The organism is Phycicoccus sonneratiae, from assembly GCF_016887965.1.
Lineage (GTDB): Bacteria > Actinomycetota > Actinomycetes > Actinomycetales > Dermatophilaceae > Phycicoccus > Phycicoccus sonneratiae.
This window is the reverse complement of sequence record NZ_JAFDVD010000011.1, coordinates 12,528-27,086: the sequence shown is the minus strand read 5'-3', so window position 1 is coordinate 27,086 and position 14,559 is coordinate 12,528. Positions and strand designations below refer to the sequence as shown.

The following is a 14,559-nucleotide window of genomic DNA, read 5'->3' as shown; positions in this document are numbered from 1 at the left end:
GGGGTCAGCCCTTGAGCCGGTGCCAGAGGTTGTGCAGCCAGTTGCCGTTGTGCGGCACGCCGTCCGGCGGCAGGTACGGCGGGACGGGAGGCGTCGTCGGGTCGCCCGTGAGGTCACCCGCGCCGCCGAGGCCGGGCAGCCGTCCGACGACCCGCGCCACCCGGGCCGTGACCGTGGGGGCGCGGCGCACGGAGGCGGCCCACACCCACGCACCCGCCGCGACGAGGCGCTGGCGCAGCCCCGACCCGGGCACGTGTCGGGCGGGCCGGGTGGTCGGGGCGCCTGCGCCGGCCCGCTCGAGGAGGGCCAGCACCTCGGGGAGCGGGCCCGTCGCCCACGGGACGGCGCTCGGGGGGACGTCGAGCTCCGGATGGGTCGCCAGGTGCTCGCGGACCAGGTCGAGCACGTGGGCGACCCGGCCCACGAGCACGTCGGGGTCGACGTCGCCGGTCCCGACCGGTACGAGGTCGGTGCCGTCGTCCGCGACCCGGAGCGCGTGCCCGGAGTCGTCGAAGACCTCGAGCGCGCCCACGCCGGCACCGGGTTCGGCGTCGTGCAGGTCGCGGCGGACGCCGACCGCGGGGTCGATGCCGTAGACGTGGTCGAGCAGCCAGCGCCGCGTCCCGGTGTGGAGCAGCCGGTCGTCGGGCGTGATGGCGAGGACGAGGTCGTCGGGGTCGGCCATCGCGGGTCTCCTCTGCTCGGGGCCCGCCCGGCCCCGCCGACCCCTCAGTGTCCTCCGACCCCGCCCGGCCGACAACGGGAGCGGGACCGGGCCACCTCAGCCGGGTCCGTCGTGCTCCCGGACGAGCAGGGCGAGGTGGACGCGGTCACGCGCCCCGACCTTCGGCAGCACGCCCGACAGCACGTTGCGGACCGTCTTCTCGCTGATGCCGAGGTGCCGCGCGATGACCGGGTTGGCGACGCCGGCCGCGACCTGCCGGGCCACCTCGAGCTCGCGCGGCGACAACGCCGCCAGCGGCCCCCGCGCTCCGGGTGCGGGCGGGGCGCCGCCGACCCTCACCCGGCCGGCGACGAGGTCCCAGCCGAGGACGACGCCGCCGGAGGCGATGGTGCCCAGGGCGTCGACGACGAGCTCGGGGGCGGAGTCCTTCGCGAGGTGCCCTGCGGCGCCGGCGGCCAGCGCGCGCTCGGCGGTGCCGACGGAGCGGTCCATCGTGAGGACCAGGGACCGGCAGCCGGGCGCGATGCGGACCAGCTCGGTGACGAAGTCGATGCCGTCGCCGTCCGGGAGGCCGACGTCGACGACCGCCAGGCCGGGCTGCAGCCGCGTCGCCAGCTCGCGGGCCTCCGCCACGGTGCCGGCCTCGACCACGGGGCCGGCCCACGTGACGTCCGCGAGCAGGGCGAGCAGCCCGCGCCGCACGACGGCGTGGTCGTCGAGGACGAGCACGCGGGTGCCGGGCGGCGGGACCATCGCTCAGCTGGGTCCGGGGGCGACGGCGCGGGGGCCGCCGGCGCGGTGGGCCTGCGCCGCCACGAAGGCCCGCAGCGCCTCGCGCCAGGGGCCCCGGCGTCCGGCGAGGGTGGGCACGAGCGGGACGAGGTCGGCCGAGAAGGCGACGCTGGCCTCGCGGGGCAGGAGGGAGGGCAGGTTGTCGACGGCGATGACGTCGAGCGGCGGGTCGTCGCCGACCCGCCGGGCGGGTTCCTCCCAGGACGTGATCGCCGTGTTGACGGGCACGAGGTTGTGCTCGGACGTGACGTCGCACGTGACGTCGGCGACCACCCGCAGGGCGCGCGGTGCGGTGAGGTCCTCGGGGCGGACGAAGGCCGGCTGCGGCGTGGTGGAGAGGACGCAGTTGACGAGCAGCTCGTGGTCGAGGAGCGCCTCCCGGTCGAGGACGCGGGTGTCCTCGCGGTCCCAGCCGTCGAGCACCGTGTTCGCCGCGAGGAGGGCGTCGAGGGCGCCGCGGCCGCTGCGTCCCTGCGCCCCGACGACGAGGGCCGACATGCCGTCGGCGCCGGCCGCGCGCACGAGGGCGTCGAGCTCGGCCCGCTCCATGGGGTGCAGCGGGGCGAGCGCGCCCCGAGCCGCGAGCACGCCGAGCGCGGCCCCGACGTACCCCGCCCAGTAGCCGAAGGCGATGACCCGCCGGCCGTCGACGGTGAGGTACTCGAGGTCGAGCAGCTCGCCGCCCCCGGCCGCGAACCGGGCGAGCAGCGACCCCGCCCCGTCCTGGCCCTTGTACGCGTGCCCGAAGAAGATGTGGGTGTGCCGCAACGCCGCCGGCTCGTCCGGCAGCTCCTTGATGCCGAGGACGTGGGCGTCGTCGGGAGCGTCGACCCACGATCCGGCCGGCGTGACGTGGCAGCCGCCGGCCCGGTAGGCCTCGACGTCGAAGACGCGCTGCGGCGACTCCTCGACGGTGACCCGCACCCCGTCGGCGACGAGGCGCGCGGCGTCGTGCGGGACGAGCGGGGCGCGGCGTTCGGTCGAGCGGGTCTCGTGGCGCAGCCACAGGTGGACGGAGCTCATGGCGCTCATTCTCCCGGGTAGACGACGCCGACCTGACGGCGGACCTCGTCCATGACCGCCATGACCCTGCGGGTGGCCTCCCACGGGACCGACCACGGCTCGGTGCGCCCCTCGGCCAGGGCCCGCGCGACCTCGGCGGCCTGGAAGCGGAAGCCGTGCTCGGGGAGGTCCGGTGTCCAGGTGTCGAGGTCGGTGCCGTCGGGCGCGACGAGCCGGACGGTCGTCGCGGCGCCGTAGAAGAAGCCCGGGCCGCTCAGCTCGAGGCGGGCGGCCGACCCGGCGACGAGGGCCCGGCACGGGGTGGTGGCGGCCATCGTGCTCGTCATCCGGGCGAGCGCCCCGCCGCCTCGGGCCGTGACGCCGACGGTGACGTCGACGCCCTCGGGGCTCAGCGTGCCCCGGGCGGCGACGTCGTCGAGGCCGCCGAGCACGTGGTCGGCGAAGGCGATCGGGTAGACGCCGAGGTCGAGGAGGGAGCCGCCGGCGAGGGCGGGGTCGGAGAGGCGCTGCGGCCCGTCCGGCCACAGGCGCTGGCCGTGGTCGGCCTCGACGAGGACGACGTCGCCGAGCGTGCCCGCCTCGACGGTCCGCCGCACGACGTCGTACTGCGGGGAGTAGCGGCTCCACATCGCCTCGGCCGCGAGCAGCCCGCTCGCGCGGGCCGTGTCGAGCACCTCGTCGGTCTCGGCGAGGCTACGGGTGAAGGCCTTCTCGACGAGCACCGGCTTGCCGGCCCGCAGCGCGAGGAGGGCGTGCTCGTGGTGCTCGCTGTGCGGCGAGGCGACGTACACGGCGTCGACGGCGGGGTCGGCGACGAGGTCCTCGTAGGACCCGTGGGCGGACGCGACGTCGTGCCGGCGCGCGAAGTCGGCGGCCCGCTCGGCCGAGCGCGACCCGACCGCGACGACGCTCGAGCGCGTCCCCTCGCGGACGGCGGCGGCGAAGGTGTGGGCGATGCCGCCGGGGCCGAGCACGCCCCAGCGCACCGGCGGGGCGTCCATCGGGTCGGGCACCGTGGGGTCGGCCAGGGCGGGCGAGGCGGGCATGGTGAGCACCCTAGGTGCTGGCGGCCCCGTCGAGCCGGTCGCGGATCCAGCGCAGCTGGGCACCTCCGTGCTCACGCCAGTAGGTGCCGCTGTGGCCGCCGGGGTCGACGGTGAGCGCGGCGCTCGGGAGGACCCGGGCGAAGGCCCGGTTGGCCCCGGCGAACGGGTCGTCGCGCCCGCAGTCGAGCCGCACGGGGAGCCGGGCGAGGGTGGCGAGCCGGTCGTCGGCGAAGACGTCGTGGGCGAGGAAGTCCGCGCGGTCGTCGAAGGCACCGGGGGCCGAGTCGCCCGGCGAGGTCCACAGCGCCGCGCTCGACCCGACGACGGCGACGACGCGCTCGGGCCCGAGCTCGCTGGCCAGGAGGATCGACCCGTACCCGCCCATCGACCAGCCGAGGAACGCAACCCGCTCGGTCTCGCCGTACGCGCGGGCGACGAGGGGCAGGAAGTCGTCGAGGACCATCCGGCCGGCATCGGTGCCGTCGTGCCGCCGGTGCCAGTACCCGTTGCCGCCGTCGACCGCGGCGACGGCCAGGCCGGTGGCGGCGACGTGGTCACCGAGGCGGAGGAGCGAGAGCGCCTGCTCGGCGTGGCCGCCCTTGCCGTGCAGGACGACGACCGGAGGCCGGTGGCGGTCGGCGTCGCGCGGGATCGCCATGACCCAGGGCAGGTCGCGGCCGGGCAGGTGGCGCGAGCGCAGGGTTCCGCGCTCCACCTCGACACCCGCGCCGCCAGACCCCTCCGGTCGGCGCGAACAGGCGCTCGCCGCCGCCGCGACCGCCGCGAGGGCACCAGCCACCACGGTCCGGCGGTCGGGTCGGGTCACGGTGCCAGCGTAGGTGGCACGCCCTGGACACCGACGAGATGTCTTCGCGGCCCGCTCAGAAGGGTGGCGCCTCCGGGGCGGTCGCCGGCCGTCGTCGGCCGCGGGTGTGCGCAGGTGTTTCGACGGCCAGGTGGATCCGCGGTCGGATGATGTGGACACGGCAGGTCCACGCGGCGGGATGGTGCTCGAGGTGGTGCTCGAGAGTCGAGTGGGGGCCGTCGGGCAGCACCAGTGACGGGTTGCCGCGCGGTGGCAGGGGTGGGTCGGTCCCGTTGTCGGGCAGCGTGACCGGATGCAGCTGGTCGGGTGGGTGGCTGGTGCGGGTCCGACCGGTGGGGTCGGTCCAGGTCACGGAGGCGTCGGGGTGCGGCTCGGCCCGCCAGCCGGGTCGTTGCTTGACGCGGTGGTGGCGCCGGCACAGGCAGGCCAGGTTGCCGGCGCTGGTGGGACCGGTCGGGAGCGGGCGGACGTGGTCGAGATCGCAGAAGCGGGCCGCGACGGAGCAGCCGGGGAAGCGGCAGTGTCGGTCCCGGGCCCGGACGAACGCGGCCAATCGCGCGGAGGGGCGGTAGGCGCGAGCGGTGAGCTCGCCGTGGGGGTCGACGGGGGCACCGCTGCCGGTGTCGCAGGGCAGGAGCAGGACCCGCCCGACGCGATCACGCCCGGTCACGGTGGTGGCGGCGACCGCTTGCTCGAGCCAGCCGCGCTCGACGAGCAGGGGCTCCCCGGCGCGGGTGGTGCCGACAGGACCAGGTCACCGGACGCACCCGGCGCACGCTCAGCGGCAGGCTGGACAGTGCTCCCGGCGGCGGTGGTCAGGACGACCTGGAGGTCGATGGTCGCCGATCCGGTGACCAGGTCCGTCAGCGCCTTGGCGCGGGCCCGGTCGACGTGTTGGCACACCCCGTCGGTGACGTACTGCTGGGCCAGGGCGTCGATCGCGGCCCACGCGGGGCAGGCTTCCTCGGAGGGGAAGGTGCCGTGCCACGTGTCCACGCCGGGCTCGTCGACCCACCGCTCCAACCGGGACTCGGCCCGTGCCCGGACCGCGCGCTGCCGCAGCAGGTCCGGGCTGATCCGAGCCAGGTGGCGGCGCGTCCTCCGGCGAAGGTGAGCGCCGTCCTCGCGGTCGAACCACTCCTGCAGGGAGTCCACCACCGTCGCGGCGACCGTGGCGGGGACCTCCTCCAGCTCGTGAGCGACGACCTGTGCTCGGTACGCATCGAGCCGCCCCGCGTGCATCGCGACGTGCAACCCACCCAGACCGGTGCGCAGCAGCGACCCCTCCGGCCCGTCCGCGGCGCGGCGCACCGCATCCCGCACCCGCCGCTCGGCGTGCACCGCCGACACGTTCAGCACCCCCGACACGATCGCAGGCGCATCCAGGGCCACGTGCCCCGGCGCCCGCCGCACCTCGACCAGCGTGCCGTCCTCGGCCCACTCCGACTCGACCGCAGCCAACGCCACGATCGCCACGTCCTGCGCCGCCGACGCGAAGTCGAGGACCGCCTGCAGCTCACCGAGCAGCTCGGCGCACTCCGCCTGCGACGCGCCGACCGGGCCGGCATCGAGGGCCTCGACCAGCAGCCCGAAGGCCGCTCTCGCGGCCTCCATCAGCGTGCTCGTCGTGGCCATCGGACCCCCCTCCCTCATCGGATCCATCGTACCGGACAGGCGTTCGAAAGAGAAGGGTTCAGGGTGAGCAAAACTGCTGTGGCGCAAATGATTTCAGCCTCATTCGACGTCTGGGGTCAGGGTCGCCGAACGACTCAGGACCTGCTGCGCACCGCCTGTCAGAAGCGCGTCGTCGCCTCGGCCACGAGGTCGGCGACGAGCTCGCCCGCGTCGACGTCGAGCCCCTTGCGGCGGAACCACGTCACCATCGTCGTGGCGTCGCGCTCGAGGAAGTCGAAGCCCTGGGGGTTGCCGATGACGTCGACGACCTGCGGCCAGTCGATGAGCACGAGCCGGCCCTCGTGGACGAGGACGTTGTACGGGCTGAGGTCGCCGTGGGTCCACCCGTGGTGGGCGAGGGTGAGCATCGCCGTGCGCAGCTGGTCGAAGAGGTCGGCGAGGTGCTCGGGGTCCGGGCGCATCGACACCAGGCGCGGGGCCGCGACCGGGGTGGCGCCGTCGGTCGTCCCGACGAACTCCATGAGCATCTCGGACTCGTCGAGCTGGACCGGGTAGGGAACCGGGAGGTCGAGCTCCCAGAGCTTCCCGAGCGCGTCGAACTCGGCCATCGCCCACTGGCCGGCGATGACCTGCTTGCCGAAGTCGGTGCGCCGGGCCATCGCCCGCATCTCGCGGCTCTTGCGGACGCGGCGACCCTCGAGGTAGCCGGAGTCGCGGTGGAAGAGACGGTGGTCGCCCGAGCGGTAGCGCTTGGCGGCCATCGTCACGGGGTCGCCGGCGCCGGGGACCCAGCGGCGGACGACATGGACGTCGGCCTCCTTGCCGGTCTTGAGGACACCGAGGTCGGCGTCGACGGCGCCGAGGGCGGTGATCACCCAGCCCGGTCGGGGCTTCGGCCCGTGCGTGGCGCCGTCCCAGGAGGACCAGCGCTCGCCCTCGGGCGGGGCGTCAGGGGAGGAGTCGGTGGAGAAGGAGGCCTGCTTCTCCGGCAGGTGGAACGGCATGTGTGCCAACGGAGTGCTCCTGAGCGAGGAAGGGGAGGTGGACCGGGGTACGGCCCGCGACGGTCGTCGACATCGGGTCCACCTCCAGGCGCTCAGGGCACGGCCGGGCGCCGTGCGTCGGGTCCAGCGTGCCGGAGCCTGCGCACCCGGCGCCACCGGTTTTCCCGACCTGCCGGAGGGAAAGTGGTGGTCCGTGGGGCGGGTCACACGGTGGGGGGACTCACACCGTGCGCGCGTTCCGGCCGCCCGCCGCCGCAGGCATACTCGCCACCATGTCGCGCCTCCAGACCACCGACGGCCTCTCCGAGGAGCAGCACGAGCTCATCAAGCTGGTGCGCGAGTTCGTCGACGAGCAGATCCTCCCCGTCGCCACCCAGCTCGAGCACAACGACGAGTACCCGACCGACATCGTCGAGGGCATGAAGGAGATGGGGATCTTCGGGCTGATGATCCCCGAGGAGTACGGCGGCCTCGGGGAGAGCCTGCTCACCTACGCGCTCGTCGTCGAGGAGATCGCCCGCGGCTGGATGAGCGTCAGCGGCATCATCAACACCCACTTCATCGTCGCGTACATGATCCTCCAGCACGGCACCGACGAGCAGAAGCAGAGGTACCTGCCGCGGATGGCCACCGGCGAGGTCCGCGGGGCGTTCTCGATGTCCGAGCCGGGGCTCGGCTCCGACGTCTCGGCCATCCGCACCAAGGCGGTCAAGGGCGAGGACGGCGGCTGGACCATCGACGGCCAGAAGATGTGGCTGACCAACGGCGGCTCGGCCAACCTCGTCGCGGTGCTCGTCAGGACCGACCTCGGCGAGTCCGACAGCCCGTACAAGAACATGACGACCTTCCTCGTCGAGAAGGAGTCCGGCTTCGGCGAGACGGCGCAGGGCGTCACCGTGCCCGGCAAGATCGAGAAGATGGGCTACAAGGGCGTCGACACGACCGAGCTCGTCTTCCAGGGCCACCGCACCAGCGACGAGCAGGTCCTCGGCGGCGTCCCCGGCAAGGGCTTCTACCAGATGATGGACGGCGTCGAGGTGGGCCGCGTCAACGTCGCCGCCCGCGCCTGCGGCCTCTCCCGGCGCGCCTTCGAGCTCGGCATCGCCTACTCGCAGCAGCGCGAGACCTTCGGCAAGAAGATCGCCGAGCACCAGGGCATCCTCTTCCGGCTGGCCGACATGGCGACCAAGGTCGAGGCGAGCCACCAGATGATGGTCAAGGCGGCGCGGCTCAAGGACGCCGGCCAGCGCAACGACCTCGAGGCCGGGATGGCGAAGTACCTCGCCGCGGAGAACTGCGCCGACGTCGTCGAGCAGTCCTTCCGCATCCACGGCGGCTACGGGTACTCCAAGGAGTACGAGATCGAGCGGCTCTACCGTGAGGCCCCGATGCTGCTCATCGGCGAGGGCACGGCCGAGATCCAGAAGATGATCATCGGGCGCCGGCTGCTCGAGGACTACAAGGCCCGCTGAGCCCGGTCCCGACGCCCCACAGGAGGCGTCCAGCCCGCGTCCAGCCCGCGGTGACACACTGGTCGCATGAGCAACCAGCCGATGCGTCCGGGCCTGCGCGCCGCCCTGTCGCTGGAGTACCCGATGAGCCTCGGGGTCCACGACTCGTACGAGGAGGCGCAGAAGGCCGTCGACTACCTCTCGGACCACGAGTTCCCGGTGCAGGACGTCCTCATCGTCGGCACCGACCTCAAGCAGCTCGAGCGGGTCACCGGCCGGCTCACCCAAGGCCGGGTCATCGGGGCCGGCGCGCTGTCGGGCATGTGGCTCGGGCTCTTCGTCGGGACGATCCTCGCGCTCTTCGACCCGAGCGGCTTCAACATCGTCTCGATCATCTCCACCGTGCTCTTCGGTGCCGTGTTCGGCACGGTCTGGGCGTGGTTCGGCTACCGGCTGACCCGCGGCCAGCGCGACTTCACCTCGGTGAGCCAGGTCGTCGCCGCCAAGTACGAGGTCCTCTGCGAGCACCGGCACGTCACCCGGGGCCGCGAGCTGCTCGCCCAGATGGACCCGATGCGCGCCGCCCAGGAGGAGGTGCGCCGGGCCCAGGAGGAGGAGCGGGCCCGCACGGCCGCCGACGCGCGCACGACGCAGGCCCCGCAGCAGGAGCCCCCGCGGGCCTGAGCCGCGCGTAGGGTCGCGGCCATGGCCGACCGACCCGCGCTCGAGCGCCTCGACGACCGCTTCGGCTCCGTCCTCTGCGTCGTCGCGCACCCCGACGACATCGAGTACGGCACCTCCGCCGCCGTCCACCGGTGGGTGGGGGAGGGCGCCTCGGTCGCCTACTTCCTCCTGACCCGCGGCGAAGCGGGCATCGACACGATGGCCCCCGAGGAGGCCGGGCCGGTCCGCGAGGCCGAGCAGCGGGAGGCCGCACGCCGCGTCGGGGTCGAGGTGGTCGAGTTCGGCGGGCTCGTCGACGGGGCGATCGAGGAGGGGGTGCCCTTGCGCCGCGAGATCGCCGCGGCGATCCGGCGGCACCGCCCGGAGGTCGTCGTCGCCCAGCCGTGGGACCTGCGCTTCGCGGGCGGCTTCGTCAACCAGGCCGACCACCGGGCGGTCGGGCTCGCGACGGTCGACGCGGTCGCCGACGCCGGCAACCGCTGGCTGCACCGGGAGCTGCTCGACGAGGGCCTCGAGCCCTGGGGCGGGGTGGGCGTGCTCGCCGTCGCCGGGGCACCCGAGCCCACCCACCACGTCGAGGTCTCGCGCGAGGACGTCGAGGCGGCGGTGCGCTCGCTCGAGGCCCACGGCGCGTACAACGCCGCCCTCCCGGACGACTTCCCGGCCCCGCGGGCCCTCGTCGAGTCGATCCTCGGCGACGGCGGTCGGCGGGCGGGCGTCGACTTCGCGCTGACCCTCGACCTCGTGATCGACCGCCGCTGACGCCTGCCGCTCCTTCGTCTTGCCCCAGTGCGACCCTTTCTGTATCGTTGTACTAGATCGATCTAGTAGATCGATGCAGACGACGAGCGAGAGGTGGTGGTCCCGATGGTGCGGGTCACCCTCAAGACGGTCGCCGAGGAGGCCGGGGTCTCGGTCTCGACGGTCTCCAACGCCTACAACAAGCCGGACCAGCTCTCCACGGCGGTCCGCGAGCGCGTGCTCGCCACCGCCAAGCGGCTCGGGTACGCCGGGCCCGACCCGGCCGCCCGCAGCCTGCGCTCGCAGCGGGCCGGCGCCATCGGCCTGCTCTTCACCGAGCAGCTGTCCTACGCCTTCTCCGACCCGTACTCGGTCGGCCTGCTCGCCGGCCTGGCCCAGGTGGCAGAGACCCACCGGACCGGGCTGCTGCTCATCCCGCTCGAGCACTTCGACCCCAGCCGTCCGCAGGACGCCGAGCCCTCGGCCCAGGCGATGCGCCAGGCGGTCGTCGACGGCGTCGTCGCGTACTGCGTCGACGCCGACCACCCGGCGCGGGAGGTGGCCCTCGAGCGGGGGCTGCCGCTCGTCTCGACCATCGACGACGCCGACGAGCGCCAGCGCTACGTCCTCATCGACGAGGAGGGGGCCGGGCGCGCGCTCGGCCGGCACCTGCGCGACCTCGGGCACCGCAGCGTCGGCATCATCGTCGACGGCCGGGCCCCGCTCGGCGAGGCCCGGGTCGTGCGGCCCGAGGACGAGGCCGACCTCTTCGTCGACTCACGCGCCCGGCTCACCTCGCTGCGCGACGCGCTCGGGCCGCAGGCCACCGTCACGGCGGTGTTCGCCGGGCACAACTCGCAGGAGGCGGGCGCCGCGGGCGCGGCCTTCCTGCTCGATCGCCAGGACCGCCCGAGCGCCATCGCGTGCATCAGCGACGTGCTGGCCCTCGGGGCGCGCGACGCCGTGCACCAGCGCGGGCTCGAGGTCGGGCGCGAGGTCTCGCTCACCGGCTTCGACGACATCCCCCGCGCCGAGGCGGTGGGCCTGACCACGGTCCGCCAGCCGATCGCCGAGAAGGGCCGGCTGCTCGGCCGGATGCTCCTCGACCCCGACTACACCGAGCGGCGCGTGCTGCTCCCCACCGAGCTCGTGGTGCGCTCCAGCACCGGACCCGCACCCCGCTGACCACCCACTCCCACAGGAGGAACCATGCAGGACCACATCGCCCTCACCATCATCCGGCGAGCCGACTCCGACGCCCTCTCCGCCCGTCCCGACGCCCCCGTCGTCGACGACGGCCGCGCGCACCTCACCGGCCGGCGCGAGGTGCCCACCGCGGCGCCCGGCCGTCGGGCCCTCGCCGCGGCACTGCGCCGGGCCGCGGCCGTCGAGCGGCGCTGGGCCGACCGGATCGACCCGGTGCGCCGTCCCGCCACCCCGGCCGGCTGCTGACCGGCCGGTCCCCGGACACCGGCCGGCGGGGTCCGGGGTCGCTCAGCGGCCCTGGACCCGCGCCATCCAGGCCTCGACCTCGTCGGCGCCACGGGGCATCGCGGCCGAGAGGTTCTCGCAGCCGTCCTCGGTGACGAGCACGTCGTCCTCGATGCGGACCCCGATGCCGCGGAACCGCTCCGGGGCCTTGAGGTCGTCGGCCTTGAAGTAGAGGCCGGGCTCGACGGTGAGCACCATCCCGGGCTTGAGCTCGGCGTCCATGTACTCCTCGCGCGTCGCGAGCGCGCAGTCGTGGACGTCGAGGCCGAGGTGGTGCGACGTGCCGTGGACCATCCAGCGGCGGTGGTACTGGCCGTGCTCCTTGTCGAGGGTGTCCTCGACCGAGATGCCCTCCGGCAGAAGGCCCCACGCGTGGAGGTGCTCGGCGATGACGCGGATCGCGGCGGCGTGCACGTCGGAGAACTTGTTGCCCGGCCGGACGGCGGCCATCCCGGCCTCCTGGGCCGCGTGCACCGCCTCGTACACCTCGCGCTGGGCGTCGGTGAAGGTGCCGTCGACCGGCAGCGTGCGCGTGATGTCGGCCGTGTAGAGGCTGTCGACCTCGACGCCGGCGTCGATGAGCACGAGCTCGCCCTCGTGGACCTCACCGCTGTTCTTGATCCAGTGCAGCGTGTTCGCGTGGTCGCCCGCGGCGCAGATCGAGTCGTAGCCGACCCCGTTGCCGCGGTGGCGCGCGGTGAGGCCGAAGGTTCCCTCGAGCCACCGCTCGCCGCGCCCCGTGGCGACCGCCTCCGGGAGGGCGGCGATCATCGCCTCGAAGCCCTCGTGCGTGGCGGCGACGGCCGCGCGCATCTGCTCGACCTCGTGCTCGTCCTTGCACAGGCGCATGAGCGAGACCTCGTGGGCCAGCGCGTCGTCGGACTCCTGGAGCCCCTCCTCGGCGGCGCCGTTGGCCACGCGGGCGGCGTCGAGGCGGGCGGTCAGCTCGGCGTCGGCGTCGCGGACGACCCGCACCGCGACCTCGCCGGCGTCCTTGGCCACGGCGTCGACGAGGCCGTCGACGTGGCGGGCGGTGAGGCCCAGCTCGAGCTCGACGTCCTCGATGCTCGGGCGCGCGCCGACCCAGAACTCGCCGTAGCGGGCGTCGGCGAAGAACTCGTCGCTGTGGCGCTCGGCGAGCGGGCGGAAGTACAGCACCGCCTCGTGCCCGCCGTCGTCGAGCGGCTCGAGGACGAGCACGGCGTCCGGCTCGCGGTCGGCGCCGAGGCCGGTGAGGTAGGCGAAGGCCGTGTGCGGGCGGAAGACGTAGTCGGTGTCGTTGCTGCGGACCTTCAGGCCCCCGGCAGGCACGACGAGCCGCTGCTTCGGGTAGGCCGCGCTGAGGACCGCCCGGCGGGCGGCCGCGGGGGCGGCGGCCGGCGCGGCCGCCTCGGCCGTCGGGCGGCGCGGCGCCCAGTCCTCGCGGATGAAGGCGCGCAGCTCGTCGGTGGTCGCCCGGGCGCGGTTGTCGGCCTGCTTCTGCTCCTCGCTCACCGGTCCATGCTGCCACGGCACGGGGGTGAGGTCGGCCACGGGAGGCGGGCACCGGTTTGCGACCGGCGTGCGGCCGTTGCGAGACTGGCCGGATGGGCAAGCACAGCGCACGACGCCGACGGACCCCCGCCGCGGTCGCCGCAGGGGCTGTCGCGCTCCTCGCCACCGGCGGCTTCGCCACCACCCTCGCCGACGGCAGCGCCGAGGCCCCGCGGGTGGCCGCCGCCCCCGACAGCACGGGGACGACCACCACCGAGCCCGCGTCCACGACGACGACGGAGCGCGGAGACGGCCTCAACCGGGCCTCGCGCAGCTTCACCCGCAGCGCGCCCCCGAGCCGGCCCTCGGCCCCGGCCGCCGACGCCGCCGACCCGGCCGCCGACGCCGCCGACCCGGCACCCTCCCCGACGCCGTCCGCCACCGCGTCGGCGACCCCGAGCGCGGCCCGGTCGGGCACGCCCGACCCGAGCCCGTCCACTCCCGGATCGTCGTCGAGCCCCTCCGCCACCCCGAGCGCCACGCCGACGCCGACCTCGACGCCCTCCCCGGGCGGCAGCCTGCTCGACGTCGTCCCCGGCGTCATCGGCGGACTGCTCCCGTGACCACCTCCGCGGAGCCCTCGCTCGCCGAGCGGTTCCGCGTGCACTTCGGCCACCGCGAGCACCTCTACGGCGTCCTCCTCGCCGAGATGGCCGACGACTGGGACGCCGGCGGCGTCACCCGCGAGCTCTTCGACGGCTGGGAGGACGCCGAGGCCCGGCAGTTCCCCCAGCTGCGCCTCCTCGCCGGGCTGTTCCGGCTCGTCCTGCGCGGCGAGGCACCCCAGCTCGAGCCGTTCTACCCGTGCCTCGGCGGCGACGAGGACCCGTCCGACGCGTGGGCGGCGGTCCGTCCGGTGCTGTCCGCCCACGTCGACGAGCTCCGGGCCTCGCTCGACGAAGCACCCCAGACGAACGAGCCGGCGCGCACGCTCGCCCTGCTCGTCGGCGTCTCGGAGGCGGTGCGGCGCAGCGGCATCCGTCGGGTGCGACTGCTCGAGCCGGGGGCGTCGGCGGGGCTCGGCCTGCTCGTGGACCGGTACCGGTTCGTCGGTGACGGATGGGCGCACGGCCCCCTCGACGCACCACTCGTCGTCGACGGGTGCGGTGCCCGTGGGCTGCGCCCCGAGGAGTTCACCGTCGTCGGGCGACGGGGCTGCGACGTCGCGCCCGTCGACGCGACGCGGGAGGAGGGTGCGACCCACCTCCGCTCCTTCGTCTGGCCGTGGATGCTCGACCGGCACGCACGGCTCGAGGGCGCGCTCGCCGCGCTGGCCACCACCCCCGTCGTCCTCGACCGCGCCCGGGCGGCGGACTGGGTCCGCGAGCGGCTCGCCGAACCCGTCGAGGACGACCTGCTCACGGTCGTCTGGCACTCGGTGACCCGCCTCTACTGGCCGCTCGAGGAGTCGCAGGCCCTCGAGTCGGCCGTCGAGGAGGCCCGCTCCCGCATCCCCGTCGCCCACGTCGCGATGGAGAACCCCTGGACGGCGGACCGGACCCGCCCCGACACCTCGCCCGGACACCTGCCGGTCGTCGAGCTCGACGGCGAGGTCCTCGCCGGCTGCGCCCACCACGGACCGCCCCTGGAGCTCGTGCACTCCTGAACGGTGGTGCGCCGCACCGCCCCGTGGGACGATCGCCGTCCA

Annotated in this window: 16 protein-coding genes; 7 read left to right on the top strand and 9 right to left on the bottom strand. The window is 74.8% G+C overall.

The window, feature by feature from the left end:
- Positions 1-4 precede the first annotated feature (4 nt).
- The 8 genes from JQN70_RS10460 to JQN70_RS10425 form a co-directional block, all read right to left on the bottom strand.
- Entirely contained in the window at positions 5-685 is a 681-nt protein-coding gene (locus JQN70_RS10460; RefSeq protein ID WP_204131287.1) for a hypothetical protein, read from the bottom strand.
- Positions 686-781: 96 nt separating this feature from the next.
- Entirely contained in the window at positions 782-1,438 is a 657-nt protein-coding gene (locus JQN70_RS10455) for a response regulator transcription factor (RefSeq protein WP_204131286.1), read from the bottom strand.
- A gap of 3 nt (positions 1,439-1,441) precedes the next feature.
- Positions 1,442-2,500 (bottom strand): saccharopine dehydrogenase, encoded by a 1,059-nt coding sequence (locus tag JQN70_RS10450; RefSeq protein WP_204131285.1) that lies wholly within the window; start codon positions 2,498-2,500, stop codon positions 1,442-1,444.
- 5 nt (positions 2,501-2,505) lie between these two features.
- The gene (locus tag JQN70_RS10445) at positions 2,506-3,546 is read right to left on the bottom strand and encodes a Gfo/Idh/MocA family protein (RefSeq protein WP_204131284.1); all 1,041 of its coding nucleotides are present in this window, start codon (positions 3,544-3,546) and stop codon (positions 2,506-2,508) included.
- A gap of 10 nt (positions 3,547-3,556) precedes the next feature.
- Positions 3,557-4,372: an alpha/beta hydrolase gene (locus JQN70_RS10440; RefSeq protein ID WP_204131283.1), complete on the bottom strand. Its 816-nt coding sequence runs from the start codon at positions 4,370-4,372 to the stop codon at positions 3,557-3,559.
- 55 nt (positions 4,373-4,427) lie between these two features.
- Complete coding sequence (locus tag JQN70_RS10435) at positions 4,428-5,042, bottom strand: HNH endonuclease signature motif containing protein (RefSeq protein WP_204131282.1); 615 nt, start codon at positions 5,040-5,042, stop codon at positions 4,428-4,430.
- Positions 5,039-6,094 (bottom strand): hypothetical protein, encoded by a 1,056-nt coding sequence (locus tag JQN70_RS10430; protein WP_204131281.1) that lies wholly within the window; start codon positions 6,092-6,094, stop codon positions 5,039-5,041. The genes JQN70_RS10435 and JQN70_RS10430 overlap by 4 nt, the downstream gene beginning before the upstream one ends.
- 71 nt (positions 6,095-6,165) lie before the next feature.
- Entirely contained in the window at positions 6,166-7,011 is an 846-nt protein-coding gene (locus JQN70_RS10425) for a serine protein kinase RIO (RefSeq protein WP_204131330.1), read from the bottom strand.
- Positions 7,012-7,283: 272 nt separating this feature from the next.
- Here JQN70_RS10425 and JQN70_RS10420 point away from each other — a divergent pair, with 272 nt between their 5' ends.
- From JQN70_RS10420 to JQN70_RS10400, 5 genes are all read left to right on the top strand, one after another.
- Positions 7,284-8,483: an acyl-CoA dehydrogenase family protein gene (locus JQN70_RS10420; RefSeq protein WP_204131280.1), complete on the top strand. Its 1,200-nt coding sequence runs from the start codon at positions 7,284-7,286 to the stop codon at positions 8,481-8,483.
- 66 nt (positions 8,484-8,549) lie between these two features.
- On the top strand, positions 8,550-9,146 hold the full coding sequence (locus JQN70_RS10415) for a YflT domain-containing protein (protein ID WP_204131279.1): 597 nt from the start codon (positions 8,550-8,552) through the stop codon (positions 9,144-9,146).
- A 21-nt stretch (positions 9,147-9,167) separates the two neighbouring features.
- Positions 9,168-9,908: a PIG-L deacetylase family protein gene (locus tag JQN70_RS10410; RefSeq protein WP_204131278.1), complete on the top strand. Its 741-nt coding sequence runs from the start codon at positions 9,168-9,170 to the stop codon at positions 9,906-9,908.
- A 93-nt stretch (positions 9,909-10,001) separates the two neighbouring features.
- Positions 10,002-11,072 (top strand): LacI family DNA-binding transcriptional regulator, encoded by a 1,071-nt coding sequence (locus JQN70_RS10405; protein WP_204131277.1) that lies wholly within the window; start codon positions 10,002-10,004, stop codon positions 11,070-11,072.
- A gap of 24 nt (positions 11,073-11,096) precedes the next feature.
- On the top strand, positions 11,097-11,339 hold the full coding sequence (locus tag JQN70_RS10400) for a hypothetical protein (protein ID WP_204131276.1): 243 nt from the start codon (positions 11,097-11,099) through the stop codon (positions 11,337-11,339).
- 42 nt (positions 11,340-11,381) lie between these two features.
- Here JQN70_RS10400 and JQN70_RS10395 read toward each other — a convergent pair whose 3' ends face one another.
- Positions 11,382-12,872 (bottom strand): aminopeptidase P family protein, encoded by a 1,491-nt coding sequence (locus tag JQN70_RS10395; RefSeq protein WP_204131275.1) that lies wholly within the window; start codon positions 12,870-12,872, stop codon positions 11,382-11,384.
- A gap of 92 nt (positions 12,873-12,964) precedes the next feature.
- On the opposite strand from JQN70_RS10395, the gene JQN70_RS20025 reads away from it, so the two are divergent.
- Positions 12,965-13,474, top strand: a complete 510-nt coding sequence (locus JQN70_RS20025) for a hypothetical protein (protein ID WP_239111421.1) — start codon at positions 12,965-12,967, stop codon at positions 13,472-13,474.
- The gene (locus tag JQN70_RS20020; RefSeq protein WP_307835916.1) at positions 13,471-14,517 is read left to right on the top strand and encodes a DUF2332 domain-containing protein; all 1,047 of its coding nucleotides are present in this window, start codon (positions 13,471-13,473) and stop codon (positions 14,515-14,517) included. Before JQN70_RS20025 ends, JQN70_RS20020 begins: the two co-directional genes overlap by 4 nt.
- Positions 14,518-14,559: the final 42 nt, after the last annotated feature.

Excerpts from the sequence above, each read along its gene's own strand:
- JQN70_RS10445 (WP_204131284.1), bottom strand. The coding sequence starts at position 3,546 with ATGCCCGCCTCGCCCGCCCTGGCCGACCCCACGGTGCCCGACCCGATG.
- JQN70_RS10455 (WP_204131286.1), bottom strand. The coding sequence starts at position 1,438 with ATGGTCCCGCCGCCCGGCACCCGCGTGCTCGTCCTCGACGACCACGCC.
- JQN70_RS10400 (WP_204131276.1), top strand. The coding sequence starts at position 11,097 with ATGCAGGACCACATCGCCCTCACCATCATCCGGCGAGCCGACTCCGAC.
- JQN70_RS10415 (WP_204131279.1), top strand. The coding sequence starts at position 8,550 with ATGAGCAACCAGCCGATGCGTCCGGGCCTGCGCGCCGCCCTGTCGCTG.
- JQN70_RS10420 (WP_204131280.1), top strand. The coding sequence starts at position 7,284 with ATGTCGCGCCTCCAGACCACCGACGGCCTCTCCGAGGAGCAGCACGAG.
- JQN70_RS10460 (WP_204131287.1), bottom strand. The coding sequence starts at position 685 with ATGGCCGACCCCGACGACCTCGTCCTCGCCATCACGCCCGACGACCGG.
- JQN70_RS20025 (WP_239111421.1), top strand. The coding sequence starts at position 12,965 with ATGGGCAAGCACAGCGCACGACGCCGACGGACCCCCGCCGCGGTCGCC.
- JQN70_RS10410 (WP_204131278.1), top strand. The coding sequence starts at position 9,168 with ATGGCCGACCGACCCGCGCTCGAGCGCCTCGACGACCGCTTCGGCTCC.
- JQN70_RS10450 (WP_204131285.1), bottom strand. The coding sequence starts at position 2,500 with ATGAGCTCCGTCCACCTGTGGCTGCGCCACGAGACCCGCTCGACCGAA.
- JQN70_RS10425 (WP_204131330.1), bottom strand. The coding sequence starts at position 7,011 with ATGCCGTTCCACCTGCCGGAGAAGCAGGCCTCCTTCTCCACCGACTCC.